At 71.9% G+C, this 14,084-nt stretch carries 14 protein-coding genes; 5 read left to right on the forward strand and 9 right to left on the reverse strand.

The features are described from left to right. Positions 1 to 225: 225 nt before the first annotated feature. The gene (locus B351_RS0106590; protein WP_019398254.1) at positions 226 to 2,283 is read left to right on the forward strand and encodes a TonB-dependent copper receptor; all 2,058 of its coding nucleotides are present in this window, start codon (positions 226 to 228) and stop codon (positions 2,281 to 2,283) included. 54 nt (positions 2,284 to 2,337) lie between these two features. Here B351_RS0106590 and B351_RS16345 read toward each other — a convergent pair whose 3' ends face one another. Together B351_RS16345 and B351_RS17280 are read right to left on the reverse strand one after the other, a co-directional pair. Beyond that, positions 2,338 to 3,516 (reverse strand): hypothetical protein, encoded by a 1,179-nt coding sequence (locus B351_RS16345; protein ID WP_019398255.1) that lies wholly within the window; start codon positions 3,514 to 3,516, stop codon positions 2,338 to 2,340. Positions 3,517 to 3,591: 75 nt separating this feature from the next. Next, the gene (locus B351_RS17280; RefSeq protein WP_083852407.1) at positions 3,592 to 3,987 is read right to left on the reverse strand and encodes a DUF2249 domain-containing protein; all 396 of its coding nucleotides are present in this window, start codon (positions 3,985 to 3,987) and stop codon (positions 3,592 to 3,594) included. Between the two features lie 336 nt (positions 3,988 to 4,323). Between B351_RS17280 and B351_RS16350 the strand changes: the two genes are divergently transcribed. Beyond that, positions 4,324 to 5,286: an alginate export family protein gene (locus tag B351_RS16350; protein WP_019398256.1), complete on the forward strand. Its 963-nt coding sequence runs from the start codon at positions 4,324 to 4,326 to the stop codon at positions 5,284 to 5,286. A 10-nt stretch (positions 5,287 to 5,296) separates the two neighbouring features. Here B351_RS16350 and B351_RS18115 read toward each other — a convergent pair whose 3' ends face one another. The 3 genes from B351_RS18115 to B351_RS0106615 are packed head-to-tail and all read right to left on the reverse strand — an operon-like array spanning position 5,297 to position 7,095. Beyond that, positions 5,297 to 5,428, reverse strand: coding sequence for a hypothetical protein (locus tag B351_RS18115; RefSeq protein ID WP_019398257.1), 132 nt, complete (start codon positions 5,426 to 5,428; stop codon positions 5,297 to 5,299). An 11-nt stretch (positions 5,429 to 5,439) separates the two neighbouring features. Further along, positions 5,440 to 5,841 carry a SirB2 family protein gene (locus tag B351_RS0106610; protein WP_019398258.1) on the reverse strand — a complete coding sequence of 134 codons (402 nt, stop codon included), beginning with the start codon at positions 5,839 to 5,841 and terminating at the stop codon, positions 5,440 to 5,442. A 9-nt stretch (positions 5,842 to 5,850) separates the two neighbouring features. Beyond that, positions 5,851 to 7,095: an NnrS family protein gene (locus B351_RS0106615; protein ID WP_019398259.1), complete on the reverse strand. Its 1,245-nt coding sequence runs from the start codon at positions 7,093 to 7,095 to the stop codon at positions 5,851 to 5,853. A gap of 141 nt (positions 7,096 to 7,236) precedes the next feature. On the opposite strand from B351_RS0106615, the gene B351_RS0106620 reads away from it, so the two are divergent. From B351_RS0106620 to B351_RS0106630, 3 genes are all read left to right on the forward strand, one after another. Continuing rightward, positions 7,237 to 7,491 (forward strand): hypothetical protein, encoded by a 255-nt coding sequence (locus B351_RS0106620; RefSeq protein ID WP_019398260.1) that lies wholly within the window; start codon positions 7,237 to 7,239, stop codon positions 7,489 to 7,491. A gap of 196 nt (positions 7,492 to 7,687) precedes the next feature. Further along, the gene (locus tag B351_RS0106625; RefSeq protein ID WP_019398261.1) at positions 7,688 to 8,359 is read left to right on the forward strand and encodes a methyltransferase; all 672 of its coding nucleotides are present in this window, start codon (positions 7,688 to 7,690) and stop codon (positions 8,357 to 8,359) included. Next, complete coding sequence (locus tag B351_RS0106630; protein WP_019398262.1) at positions 8,356 to 8,676, forward strand: YkgJ family cysteine cluster protein; 321 nt, start codon at positions 8,356 to 8,358, stop codon at positions 8,674 to 8,676. The genes B351_RS0106625 and B351_RS0106630 overlap by 4 nt, the downstream gene beginning before the upstream one ends. 178 nt (positions 8,677 to 8,854) lie before the next feature. Here B351_RS0106630 and B351_RS0106635 read toward each other — a convergent pair whose 3' ends face one another. The 4 genes from B351_RS0106635 to B351_RS0106650 all read right to left on the reverse strand — a co-directional run. Further along, positions 8,855 to 11,152 carry a nitric-oxide reductase large subunit gene (locus B351_RS0106635; protein ID WP_019398263.1) on the reverse strand — a complete coding sequence of 766 codons (2,298 nt, stop codon included), beginning with the start codon at positions 11,150 to 11,152 and terminating at the stop codon, positions 8,855 to 8,857. A gap of 104 nt (positions 11,153 to 11,256) precedes the next feature. Further along, on the reverse strand, positions 11,257 to 12,015 hold the full coding sequence (locus tag B351_RS0106640; RefSeq protein WP_019398264.1) for a helix-turn-helix domain-containing protein: 759 nt from the start codon (positions 12,013 to 12,015) through the stop codon (positions 11,257 to 11,259). 19 nt (positions 12,016 to 12,034) lie between these two features. Next, entirely contained in the window at positions 12,035 to 13,435 is a 1,401-nt protein-coding gene (gene hemN, locus B351_RS0106645; RefSeq protein ID WP_019398265.1) for an oxygen-independent coproporphyrinogen III oxidase, read from the reverse strand. A gap of 146 nt (positions 13,436 to 13,581) precedes the next feature. Next, a partial coding sequence (locus B351_RS0106650) for a hypothetical protein (protein ID WP_050992153.1) occupies positions 13,582 to 14,084 on the reverse strand: 503 nt, incomplete at its 5' end.

The raw sequence follows: 14,084 nt of genomic DNA on the forward strand, positions 1-14,084 counted from the left end.
TCTCGTTGGGCTGCGGGACGAACAGTGCGCGTACGCCACCGGACGGACCTTGATTTGCATCAATCCGCTACCCGCGGCGGGCACGACCTGCGCTCCACTTGACCCAGGTCAAGCCGGTGCATGGCGGCCGCCTGCGGGGGCTTGCGATTGACCACCATCAAGGCGCATGCGGCGGCCGGCGCGAAGACTGCCCGTACCCCGAGGCAACGCGCACGAGGCGCAGCCATGATCCGCAATCCCCTTGCCCATGCCCTGGTCGCCGCGCTTTGCGCCGCCGTCCCCGCCGCCGTGGCCGCGGACGGGCATGTCCATGCCGAACTGGCCACCACCGACCTGGATGGGGTGGTGGTGCTGGGCGTGGCCCCGGTGGCCGCGGCCCCCTTCACCACCGATCCGAAGCTGCCGCGCCAGCCGGTCCCCGCCAGCGATGGCGCCGACTACCTGAAGACCATCCCCGGCTTCTCCACCCTGCGCAGTGGCGGCACCAACGGCGATCCGGTACTGCGCGGCATGTTCGGCTCGCGCATCGCCCTGCTCACCAACGACGGCGTGCTCAGCGGCGCCTGTCCCTCGCGCATGGACAACGCCATGTCCTACATCGCGCCGGAGACCTACGACCGCCTGACCGTCGTGAAGGGTCCTCAGACCGTGCTGTGGGGAGGCGGCGCCTCGGCCGGCACGGTGCGCTTCGAGCGCGAGATCCCGTACTTCGACCGCCCGGGCGTGCGTGCCCAGGGCAGCCTGCTGGCCGGCGGCAACGGCCGCAACGACCAGGTGCTGGATGCCAGTGCCGGCACCCCGCGCGGTTATGCGCGTGTCGCCGGCAACCGTTCGGAGGCCAGCGACTACCGCGCCGGTGACGGCCGCCGCGTGCCCTCGGCCTGGGACAAGTGGAACGCCGACGCGGCAATCGGCTGGACCCCGGATGCGGACACCGTGCTGGAGCTGTCGGCTGGCACCGGCGATGCCGAAGCCCGCTATGCCGGCCGCGGCATGGACGGCTCGCGGTTCCGCCGCGACAGCCTCGGCCTGCGCTTTGAAAAGAAGCACATGGGTGGCGTGCTCGATGCGGTGGTGGCCAGCCTCTACCGCAACGAGGTCGACCACGTGATGGACAACTACAGCCTGCGCGACCCGGATCCGGATTCGGCCATGCCCATGCCGATGGCCAGCAATGTCGGCGACACCAGCGAGGGCGGGCGCATTGCCCTGACCTTCCAGCACGGCCGCTGGGAGGTGACCGCCGGCGTGGACGGCAGGCAGGGCGAACACCGCCGGCGCAGCGGCATGGGCCGCGACGCCTGGCGCCAGGCGCCCTGGACCCATGACGCACGCACCCGCACCGTCGGCGCGTTCGCCGAATCGCACTGGCACATCGACGAGGTGCACCACCTGATGTCCGGCCTGCGCGTGGACCGCGCCCGTGCCGAGGACCGGCGCGCGCGCACCGGCAGCGGCATGGACGCCATGCCCAACCCGACCGCGGGCCAGCGCCGCGGGGAAACCCTCGCCGGCGGCTTCGTCCGCTACGAGCACGACATGGCCGGGCGCTTCGGCTGGTATGCCGGCCTCGGCCACGCCGAGCGCATGCCGGACTACTGGGAGCTGTTCTCGCCCACGATGGGGCCGCAGGGCGCGGCCAATGCCTTCATCGGTCTGCAGCCGGAGCGCACCACCCAGCTCGACGCCGGCCTGCAGTACCGCGCCGGCAAGGTGGAAGCCTGGGCCTCGGTCTACGCCGGGCGGATCGACGACTACATCGTGTTCGACTATCTCCCCGGCGGGATGATGGGAGGCAGCACGCGTGCACGGAACCTGGATGCGGACATCGCCGGCGGCGAACTGGGCGCGGACTGGAAGCCGCGGCCCGGGCTGAAGCTGGGCGGCGCCCTGGCCTATGCCTGGGGCCGGACCACGGAGGGCGCGCTGCCGCAGATGCCGCCGCTGGAGGCGCGCCTGACCGCCAGTGGCGAGCGCGGTCCCTGGTCCTGGGGCGCGCTGCTGCGCGTGGCCGCGGCCCAGCACCGCAGCAATACCGGGCAGGGCAACGTGGTCGGCCGCGACCTGGGCCCGAGCCCGGGCTTCGCGGTGTTCTCGCTCAACGGCGGCTACCGCTTCGGGCAGCGCGTGCAGCTGGCCGCGGGCATCGACAACCTGTTCGACCGCGATTACCGCGAGCACCTCAATGCCGCCGGCAACAGTGGTTTCGGCTACCCCTCCGAGCCGGAGCGCATCGCCGAGCCGGGGCGCACGGCCTGGATCAAGCTCAACTTCAGCTACTGAGCCGGATGTTGCCGGTGGCGGCGCTGTCGGGGACCGCCGCCGGATATCCGCACCTCATCGGTAGGCTTCCGGATGCAGCCGGAAGTGGCGCGCGCGTCGCAGGCAACGCAGCAGGCAGAGCGCGGTTGCCGCATGCGCCGCAGACAGGGCCAGGCCGGCGGCAAGCGTCGCCAGCGGTCCGAGGAACGCGGCCGGCAGCAGCAGCGCTGCGACCAGGTGCAGGGCCAGGACGCGGCGCTTGTCTTCCTCCGGCTGCAGGCGGCCCACCGCGGGAATGCGCATGCCGCGCGGGCAGCGGCCGCGCAGGTCCACCCAGGCGATGAATGCAACGATCTCCAGCAGCATGCCGGTGACCAGCAGCGGCGCACCGACGCCCAGGCCCAGCACACCCGCAAGCATGGCCCACGCCGGTGCTTCCAGGCCTGGAGCGCCGGCTGCACCCGCGCAGGCCGCCGCGGCCGCCAGGCACAGTGCGATGCAGCCGGCGCACCAGAAGCGCACCAGCGCCGGATTGCGCCGGTGCGGCGCATGCCATTGCAGCCGCAGCACCGCCGCGGCAAGGACGCCGGCCTGCAGGGCGAGGGCCAGCGTGACCACGGTCGCCGGCATGCCAAGCAATCGCGCCACTGCCGCGGCCAGCGGCAGGACCACCGCCGCCAGGGTCCAGGCGCGCTGCGCGCGTGGCGCCACCTGCGCGGTGCCCTGGAACATGGGCACGGTCACCCCGCCGACTGCCGCCAGCAGGCCAAGCAGCCAGCCGCCGCCACCGAGCATGGCGTGGGCGTCCACCACCTGGTCCAGGGGCAGCATGAGGTAGCCGCGCAGCACTGCGGTCGCCACCACGCCCAGCAACGCCGTCGCCGCCAGTGCCAGCAGCGCCGCGCCGATGCCCGCGCGCAGCAGCCGCTGCGTGCCCTGGCGCAGCAGCGCCGGCAGCGGCGGGGCGAGCACGGGCAACAGGGTCGCCGCCGCGGGCAGCACGGCAGGCCAGCGGTACAACGCCAGCACGAACAGGACCAGGCCCAGGTTCAGCGCCGCATGCGCCAGCGGCAGCAGGCGCCCGGCGCGCACCGGCGTGCCGGCGGCCACCGGCAGGAACTGCAGCAGGCTGCCGAGCATGGCGTTGCCAAGCACGCCCAGGGTGAACACATGTACCAGGGCCACCACCGGCGGCGACCAGCGTCCGCCGTCCAGGAGGTGCGGGTCGGCGACCAGCAGTGCGCCGGCAACCACGCCCCCATGCAGGCGCGCACAGCAGGAAGCGCAGCGGCCGCGCCGCCGGCGGCGCGCTGGCGAAGGCCAGGCCGCTCATGCCCGTGCCGTTGCCGCGCCCGCAGCGGGCGCAGCGATGGAGCCGGCCCGGCTGCGCGGCCGCCGCCAGATCGCGATGCGGCAACCGCCTTCGGGCAGATCTCGCAGCCGCCATGCCCAGCCTTGCGCTTCCAGCATGGGTAGCAGGGGTACCGGACGGAACGGCGTCAGCGCCACCAGGACCGCGCGTACGGGCAGGACCTCCAGCGCATCGAGGATGCGCTGCATTGGTTCGGGTGGCGGCAGGTGGCGCAGGTCGAGCAGATGGGCCATGGCGATCGGCGGGCGGGTGCGGGCCGCTGCACGTTCGCAGCGTGGCTGCCGCGGCGCATTGACGTACGTCAGCCGCGTGCGCGGATCACTCCGCCGCCGCGGCGTCTTGACCCTGGTCATGGCTCGCTGGCGCCGGCGGGCCTAGCGTGCGCGCAACCCCACACTCCGGCTCCCCCATGACTGCCCAATACCGTCCGCGCCACGTCGCACCCCTGCTTGCCCTGGCCATGCTTCCCCTGCCCGCGTTGGCCGCGCAGGACGCAGGCCCCGGCACCTGGCTCGACCTGCGCTACCGCCATGAACGCGTCGACCAGTCCGGCTTCGGCGAGGATGCGGTCGCCAACACCTTGCGCCTGCGCGTGGGCGCACGCAGCGCGCCGTGGCATGGCTGGTCGGCGCTGGCCGAGGCCGACGCGGTGCTGGGCCAGGACGATGGTCGCTACAACGACACCCGCAATGGCCGCCGCCTATCCCGTGGTCGCCGATCCGGCCGGCGCGGAGATCAACCAGGCCCTGCTGCGCCACGCCGGCACCCGCACCGTCGCGACCCTGGGCCGGCAGCGGATCAACCTGGACAACCAGCGCTTCGTCGGCGGCAGCGCGTGGCGGCAGAACGAACAGACCTACGACGGCGTGCACCTGCAGCTGGCCGCCACGCCGCGCCTGGCGCTGGATTACGCCTGGATCGGCGGGGGCAGCACCATCTTCGGGCCGGCCGACAGCAGCGCCTCCACCGGTGCCAGCCCCTCCGACAGCAGCGGCGACAGCCATCTGCTGCGCGCCGCGCTGCAGCTTGCGCCGCCGCTGCGCCTGGTCGCCTACCACTACCGGGTGGAACTGGAGGACATGGCGGTCACCGCGGCCGCGCCGCTGGGCACCCTGGACAGCCGCACCAGCGGCCTGCGCCTGGAGGGAAGCCGGGGCCGATGGAGCTATGCGGGCGAATACGCGCGCCAGCGGGACCTTGCGGGCAACCCGTGGCGGCTCGACAGCCGCTACGTACTGGCCGAGCTGGGCTACGCCCTGGCCGGCGGCAGCGTGCTGAAGGCCGGGTACGAGTCGCTGGGCGGCGGCGAGGGCGAGGGCAACCGGGCCTTCCAGACCCCGCTGGCGACCCGGCATGCCTTCCAGGGCTGGGCCGACGTGTTCCTGACCACGCCGGCGCAGGGCGTGGACGACCGCTACGCGGGCGCCACCGTGCCGCTGGCCGGCGGCAGCCTGCAGGCCTGGTACCACGACTTCGCCGCCGAGCGCGGCGGCGGCAGCTATGGACGGGAGCTGGATGTCTCCTACGCGCACGTGGTACCGGGCGTGCAGGGCCTGACCGGCCTGCTGAAGCTGGCCCGCTACCGCAGCGACGACCCGGCTTACAGTGCCGACACCGGCAAGCTCTGGCTGCAGCTGCAGTACAGCTACTGAGCGGGACTGGCTAGCCGGCGGCAGGATCCGCCGGCGGCACCGCTTCCAGGAACAGCGCCACGCCCGCCGCATCGCAGGATTCCTGCAGCAGCGGGCTGGCCGCCAGGCACGGATCGGGAAGCTCGGGGCACTCGTGTTCCATGGTTCCTCCGCTCAGCCGCCGAGCAGGTAGAGCGCGCCTAATGGATGGTGGGCGCGGGCGATGCAGTAGGCCTGCAGGAAGCACAGCGCCGCGGCGGCCAGCAGTCCCCCGCGCGCCCCGGGCCCGCGGCGCGGACGGAAGGCGGGGATGCCCAGCACCACGTAGCTGGCGACGAAGCCCAGCTTCACCAGCAGCCAGCCGTTGGCGTACAGCTCGCGCGGCAGGATGGTCAGCAGCATCAGCGCCGCGGTCAGCAGCACGGTGTCGATCATGTAGCTGAGGTAGCGCGGCAACGCGTGCCGGGGCCATTGCAGGCCTGCCAGCAGCGATAGCCCGCGCAGGGCGAAGAAGCTGCCGCTGAGCATCACGGCGCTGACGTGGACGAGCTTGATCTGCGGATAGAACTCGATCATGGGAGTGGCTCAGCCGGGACGACCGTCGCGGCGCGGGGTGAGGTAGACATGGCCGATGCGCGCCACCCACGGCGACAGCGCCAGCAGCCAGCCGACCGCGGCCAGTGCCTGCCACAGCCCCGGATCGGGCAGCACGTCGGCCAGGATGCGCAGGGTGGCCACGACCTGGATCGCCACGAACGCGAACCAGGCGATGCCGTACATCCGCAGCGGACGCCCGGAATGGCCCTGGGTCACGCGGGTGACCATCGCCACCAGCAGGCTGCCGAAGAAGCCGATGAACAGCGCGTGCATCGGCGCACGTCCCAGGATGAATTCGCCGGTGAGCCCATAGGCCAGGCTCTGCGCCACGTACAGGCCGAAGGTCACCGGCAGCCATGCGGTGCCGATGAACAGCACCGCCAGCAGGCCCGGCATGCGCGCGCGCGGCCACCAGCGCCACACGGCCAGTGCGGTGAGCGCCAGCAGCGGCGCATCGGTGGTCCACAGCCAGGCGTAGCCGTGCACCAGCTCCAGGGCCAGATGGGCCAGCGCCAGCACCCACACCGCCAGCAGCCACCACAGCGGCCGCCAGGCGCGGTAGCCGGGCACGGCATTGCCGGCGAAGAACGGGAACATGCGATGGGCGACGGTGACGTAAAGCGGCAGCAGCAGGCCGAAGCTCCCCAGCTTGATGCTGGCGAAGGCCCATTGCGCCGATGCACCCAGCACGAAGGCCAGGAACATGGCCAGGCCCAGCCAGCCCAGCAGCAACGCGGCGAAGCAGGAGCGGGCGTGCCAGGTGCGGCCGCGCTCGTCGACCAGCAGGCGGCCCAGCAGGAACAGCGCGGTACTCCAGCCCGCCAGTGCCATCCACAGGCCCACGGTCAGGCCTGCTTCCCAGCCGGCGGCCCCGAGCAGGATCGCCAGCTGCCCGCCCATCAGGCCGGCGCCCACCGGCAGGTAGTGGTGGCGCTGCAGTTCCGGCAGTCCCATCCAGCGCGGGAACACGGTCAGCAGGAAGCCGAACACGAAGCTGGGCAGCACCAGGTACTGCATCAGGAAGGCGTGCAGCCATCCGGCGGGAACCGGCAACTCCGGCATGGTCCACGCGCCCCAGCGCGCGGACACCAGCCACAGCGCCCACCACAGCATCGCCAGCAGCACATTGGCCGCGCCGATGAAGAACATCAGCCGGTGCGGGGCATGCGCGAGCCAGGCAGGCGAGGGCCGCGCATGGCCGCGGCGGGGCAGGGGAACGGTCTCGATGTGCATGGGCGCAGTCTGTCTCCCGCCCAGGGATGCCGCCTTGACCCAGGTCAGCCCGGAGCGTTGCGCCGGGTTTGACCAGGGTCAAGGCGGGAGGCGAGTGTGCTGCCTAACGTGCGGCCACTCCGATCACGCCACGAGGAACGCATGAGCCATCCCTCCGCCCAGGCCGATACCGGCGCCGGCCTGTCGCGCCTGGCCGCCATCAGCGCGGCGCTGCGCCCGCACGATCCCGGCGCGCAGGTGGCGCTGGACCCGGACCACGGCAGCGTCCAGGTCCTCACCGTGCTTGACCCGGAAGAAGTGGACCGCATCCTCGCCGCGGCCGGGATCCCTGTCGCGCCAACCCCGGCCGGTGCCGGCGGCGGCTGCGGTTGCGGCTGCTCCTGCAGCGGCGGCTGAGTTCCCCGGATGTCCCTCCGGGCGTGGCGCGCGGCGGCGCCCGCCCGGCGCTTGGGCCTGGGTTCATCGGCCCGGGTGGTACCATGGCGGCGAGCTCCGTGCTCCCACGCGCGTCCCGCGCGGCCTTGCGGCCCCGATTCGCTCCCTTCCACACCTGAGAGGCCTGCCCTGCGCGGCCAAGCCCGGGGAGCAGCACATGCCTGGCTACGAAACCCGCCAAGAACACGTCGCCATCGGCGGCCACGACTACCGCCTGCGCGTGCTCGCCGATCGCCAGCAGTTCTGGGATCCGGACGGGCACGGCGAGCGCCTGGGCATCTCCTCGGCGCAGTGGGCGCTGTTCGGCCAGCTGTGGCCGGCCGGGCAGCTGCTGGCGCGGGCGATGCAGGACTTCGACATCCGCGGCAAGCGCATCCTCGAGCTGGGCTGCGGCATCGGCCTGGCCAGCCTGGTGCTGCAACGGCGCGGCGCCGACGTGGTCGCCTCGGACATGCACCCGCTGGCCGAGGTGTTCCTGGCCTACAACGCCGCGCTCAACGAGCTGCCGGCGCTGCACTACCGCCACCTGCAATGGGACGCGCCGCTGCCGGAGCTGGGCCGTTTCGACCTGATCATCGCCAGCGACGTGCTCTACGAGACCGCGCACGCGCCGCTGCTGGGCGGGGTGATCGACCGCCACGCGCACGCGGCCGCCGAGGTGCTGGTGGCCGACCCGGGGCGCGGCAACAGCGCGCACCTCAACCGCCAGCTGGCCGCGCGCGGCTTCGCCCTGGAGGAGCGGCGCTGCGCATTGCAGCCTGGCGAGGCGCCGCCCTACCGCGGGCGGCTGCTGCACTACACCCGCGGCGTTCCCGGCGGCCAGGCATGAGCCGCCACGGCGCCCGGCACGCGCGCTGCGCGGCCGAGTGCAGCCGTTGCGACGCGGTGTGCTGCCGGCTGACGGTGGTGCTGGACGATGACGACCATGTCCCCGAACACCTGACCGAGCTGCTGCCCGGCGGGGCACGGGTGATGGCGCACGGCGCCGATGGCTGGTGCGTGGCGCTGGATGCGGAGCATCGCAACTGCGGCATCTACGACGACCGCCCGGATACCTGCCGGCGTTTCGTGATGAATGGCCCCTATTGCCGCTCGGTGCGCAGCGAACACGCGGCACGCGGGACGATCCCCCTGTTGCTGCGTTGACCATGGGCCCTTCTCCCTCCGGGAGCGGGGCAGCCTCCCGGCCGCGCCACCGGACCCGGCGGGGACGATGCGCCGCACCTCGGGCGCGCCGCACCGCGCGGCACGTGCCATGTGGCCACCCGGGGAAAAAGAAGACGGGCCGCGAATGCGGCCCGTCCCTTTGCATCGGATGCCGGACTCAGCGCCGCGGCATGATCGCCGCCGCGGCCACCGTGGTGGCGGACGAGGCCGGGGCGCCGCGCTTGGGCGCCACCCACAACCGGAACACGAACCAGGCCAGGGCCAGCGCGCCGACGCTGAACAGCGTGTCGGCAGGGACGCGCATCCACACCAGCAGGTCGATGATCGGCTGCTGCATGAACTCCGCCGAGCGCGCGAACCAGTAGCCGTGCTCGATCGCCGCGTCCAGCTGCAGGATGCCCAGCGGCAGCAGGGTGAACAGCGACATCCCGGCCAGGCCGATGTTGAGCGACCAGAAGCAGGTCTTCAGCAGGCGCTCGCTCCACTGCAGGTCGGGCTTGAGCCCGCGCAGGCAGAACAGCATCAGGCCGATGCCGAGCATGCCGTACACGCCGAACATCGCGGTGTGGCCGTGGTTGGCGGTCAGGTTCAGGCCCTGCATGTAGTACAGCGGCAGCGGCGGGTTGATCAGGAAGCCGAACAGGCCGGCGCCCACCAGGTTCCAGAACGACACCGCCAGGAAGAACATGATCGGCCACCTGTAGCGCGCCATCCACGGCGTGGCCTTGCCCAGCCGGTAGTTGTGCCAGGCCTCGAAGCCGACGTAGGCCAGCGGCACCACTTCCAGCGCCGAGAAGCTGGCGCCGAGGGCGACCACCGCGGTCGGGGTGCCGCTGAAGTACAGGTGGTGCAGGGTGCCGAGCACGCCGCCGGCCATGAAGATGATGGTGGCGAACAGCACCGCGACGGTCGCCGAACGCACCTGCAGCAGGCCCAGGCGGGTGAACAGGAAGGCCATCACCGCCACCGCGAACACCTCGAAGAAGCCTTCCACCCACAGGTGCACCACCCACCAGCGCCAGTACTCGACCATCGACAGGTGGCTGTGCTCGCCCCACATCAGGCCGGCCGAGTAGAACACGCCGATCGCGACCACCGACAGGAACAGCAGGCCCACGATCGAGCGCGACTGCGCGCCCTTGCGCATCGCCGGCCACAGCGCGCGGCCGACCAGGGCCAGCCACAGCAGCAGGCCGACGAACAGGAACCACTGCCAGAACCGGCCCAGGTCCACGTACTCCCAGCCCTGGTGGCCGAACCAGAAGTTGTGGGCCAGGCCCAGCTTCTGCATCACCGCCATCCACTGTCCGGCGAAGGAGCCGACCACGATCACCAGCAGGCAGGTCCACAGCACGTTGACGCCCAGGCGCTGGAACTTCGGCTCGTGCCCGGAAATGGCCGGGGCGATGTACAGGCCCATGCCCAGCCACGCGGTGGCGATCCACAGCACCGCCAGCTGGGTATGCCAGGTGCGGGTCAGCGCGTAGGGGAGGATCTCGGACAGGGCGAAGCCATAGGCTTCCTGGCCCTCGACCTGGTAGTGCGCGGTGGTCGCGCCCAGCAGGATCTGCACCAGGAACAGCGCGATCACCACCCAGAAGTACTTGGCGGTGGCGCGCATCGACGGGGTGACCCGGATCGAGGCCAGCGGATCGGCCTTGGGCAGCACCGGCTGCATTTCCTCGCCGTGGCCGGTGGCGTAGTGCCAGCCCAGCAGGCCGACGCCGGCGATCAGGAACAGCACGCTGAACACCGTCCAGATCAGGAGGTTGGACGGCGGCGTGTTGCCGACCAGTTCGTCATGCGGCCAGTTGGCGGTGTAGCTGATCTCCGAGCCCGGACGCTCGGTCACCGAGGCCCAGGCCGCCCACCAGTAGAACGCCGCCAGCTGGCGGCGATGCCCGGCGTCCGGCACCGCGTCGTTGCGCATGGCATAGGCCTCGCGCAGCTCCGCCGTGGCCGGGTCGTTGGAGAACAGGCTCTCGTAGTGCGCGGAAACCTTCGCCATCGCCGCGGCGCGCTCGGCGTCCAGGGTGATGGTGCCGGTGTCCGCGTCCCAGGTGTTGGGCCGCAGCAGTGCCTGCACGCGCTTCGCGTACGCGGCCTGGGTCGGTTCGTCCAGCTGCTTGTACGAATCGACGCCATGCTCGCGCGCGGCCCAGGCATCGAGGATGGCCTCGGCCTCGCGGTGCAGCCAGTCCGCGCCCCAGTCCGGCGCCACGTAGCCGCCGTGGCCCCAGATCGAGCCCAGCTGCTGGCCGCCGATCGACTGCCAGACCTGGCGTCCGGTCTCGATGTCGGCGCGGGTGTAGACCACGGTGCCGTCGGTGGTGACCACCTGTTCGGGCATGGGTGGCGCCTGGCGATGGATCTCGCTGCCGACCCACAACAGGGCGGCGAACGAGGCGAAGAGCAGGACCGCCAGGCCTGCCCAGAGCTTGCGTGTTGGATCCATGATGCGGCCTCTCCGGGGAAGGAACGGCCGCATCTTCGGCAGCGGGGCCGTGGCCGGCCCTGACGCAGGTCAAGCCACGTGCAATGGCGCCTGCCGGAGCGTGACTACTCGCGCAGGACGGCCAGTGCCAGCGCCTCGAGGCGCTCCATGTCCAGCACTTCCACGTCGCGCAGCTTGATGTGCAGCACGCCTTCCTGCTCGAAGCGGCGCAGCACGCGGCTGACGGTCTCCGGGGCCAGGCGCAGGTAGTTGGCGATGTCGGTGCGCGACATGGTCAGCTGGAAGCGGCGCGGCGAGAAGCCGCGCGCGGCCAGGCGCCGGGACAGGCCGATCAGGAACGCGGCCATGCGTTCGTCGGCGGTGTTGTCGCGGGCGAACAGCGAGGCCACGCCGATGTCGCGGCTCATCAGCCGGAACAGGTGCTGCTGCAGGTTGGGCAGGCGCTGGGCCAGCAGTGCGATCTTGGGGAACGAGAACCGGCACAGCATCACCGTGTCCAGCGCCACCGCGTTGCAGGGATAGCGGTCGTCGTGGATGGCGTTGAGGCCGATCACCTCGCCGGGCAGGTGGAAGCCCAGTACCTGCTCGTGGCCGTTGCGGTCGACCTGGTAGGTCTTCACCGTGCCGGCGCGCACGGCGGCGATCGCGCCGAACGCATCGCCCTCGCGGAACACGTGTTCGCCGGGGTGCAGCGGGCCGACATGCTCCACCAGCACGTGCAGGTCCATCAGCGCGGCCTTGTCCATGCCCTCGGACATGCAGGCCTGGGAGAAGGCGCAGGTGGAGCAGAAGGTCAGCGCATCGCCGTCGTCGGCCATGACCGCCGGGCCGGTGCGCGGGAAGACGACGCCGGGGCTGTTCATGCGCAGCGCTCCACCGCCGTCAGACGGTACGCGAATACCGGGGCGCGGCGGAATCGTTGGCGGGCTGGAGGTAGCGGTCGAAGCACATGGCGATGATACGCAGCAGCAGGCGTCCGCGCATCGTCGCCCTCAGCCCGGACCCGTCGACCTCCACCAGGCCGTCGGCCTGCAGCGGCCGCAGCCGCGCCAGGGCGTCGGCGAAGTACTCGCGGAAATCGATCACGTGGCGGCGGCCGATGGCGTCGAAATCCAGCCGCCCGTGGCACATCAGCTGCTGGATCACGTCGGCGCGGACCACGTCGTCCTCGTCCATGCGCATGCCGCGCCACACCGGCAGGCGGCCCTCGTCGATCGCCTGCTCCCAGCCGGCGATGTCGCGCGGGTTCTGGCTGAAGCTGGCGCCGATGTGGCTGATCGCGCTCACGCCCAGGCCCACCAGGTCGCTCTCGGCATGGGTGGTGTAGCCCATGAAGTTGCGGTGCAGGCCGCCTTCGCGCTGGGCGCGGGCCAGCTCGTCGGTCGGCAGGGCGAAGTGGTCCATGCCGATGTATTCGTAGCCGGCCTGGCCCAGTTTCTCGATCGCCAGGCGCAGCAGGTCCAGCTTCTGCTCCGGGCTCGGCAGGTCCTCGGCGCGGATCCGCTGCTGCGGGCGGAAGATGCTCGGCAGGTGCGCGTAGCCGTAGATCGCCAGCCGGTCCGGGCGCGCCTGCAGGGTGATGTCCAGGGTGCGCGAGAAGCCCTCCAGGGTCTGCTTCGGCAGGCCGTAGATCAGGTCCACGTTGACCGAACGGAAGCCGTGCGCGCGGCAGGCGTCGATGATGCCCAGGGTCTGGGCCACGCCCTGCACGCGGTTGACCGCCTCCTGCACCGCCGGATCGAAGTCCTGCACGCCCAGGCTGGCGCGGTTGAAGCCGGCCGCGGCCAGCTCGCCGACCTCGGCCGGGGTGATGAAGCGCGGGTCCAGCTCGATCGAGCAGTCCATGCGCGCGCCCGGGGCGAAGTGGAAGTGCCGGCGCAGCACGTCCATCACCTCGGCGATCTGCAGCGGGTCCAGGAAGTTGGGGGTGCCGCCGCCGAAATGCACCTGCTCCACGTCGCGGTCGCGGTCGAACAGTTCGGAGGCCATGCCGATCTCGCGGTACAGCCGGGTCAGGTACGCGGTGCCGCGCGCCTTGTCGCGGGTGATGATCCGGTTGCAGCCGCAATAGAAGCACGGACTGGTGCAGAACGGCACGTGCAGGTACAGGGAGATCGGCCGCGGGATCGGGTCGCCGTTGCTGGCGGCCGCCACCGCGCGCAGGTCCGCTTCGCCGAAGCCGGGGGTGAACTGCGGCGCGGTCGGGTAGGAGGTGTAGCGCGGGCCCGGCACGTCGTAGCGCCGCAGCAGCTCGGGATCGAACAGGGAGGACAGGCTGGCCATGGAGCGAGGCTAGGCCCGCCCGCGGTGCCTGTCCTTGATGCAGGTCAATGGCCGGCGTGCCGGCAGGGCCGCTTCAGCTTCGTGATGGCGGCCCGGCCCCGGGACCGCGTCCCCGGGCCGCGCGGGGCCGGCACGGCCGGGCAGGCCTACTGCGCCGCCAGCGACATCCCGGCGCGGGGGTGGGCCTGCAGGAATTCCAGGTCCGCCGGCACCACGAAGCCGGCGCGGTGCAGCGCGTGCAGCAGCTGCTCGGCGCCTTCCGGATCGGTGGCGGCGATCCCGGAGAGGATGTCGCGGGCGCAGGTGGCCTCGGCGATGTACAGCGAGGCCTCGTTGATGTCGTCCGGCAGGCGCGCGATCAGCAGGGTTTCCAGCTCGGCCATGTAGCCGTGCAGGCGCATGTGGTCGGCCGACACCGCGGCATCGATCGCCGCGTCGCGGGCGTTGAACAAGGAGATCACCGCCGGGTGCGAGGCCGGGTACTGCGGCCCGAACAGGTAGCGCCAGGTGGCCCGGGCGAAGAGGGCCACGCCCACGACGATGCCTGCCGCCAGGACGAGCTTGCCCAGCGGGCCGAGCGGATCGGCCGGCGCGAGCGTGGGCATGGCCGCGGCAAGCGCGGCGGTAGCCGGGGTGGAGTGGCCTGGGG

It is taken from the genome of Pseudoxanthomonas sp. GW2, assembly GCF_000283075.1.
Lineage (GTDB): Bacteria > Pseudomonadota > Gammaproteobacteria > Xanthomonadales > Xanthomonadaceae > Pseudoxanthomonas.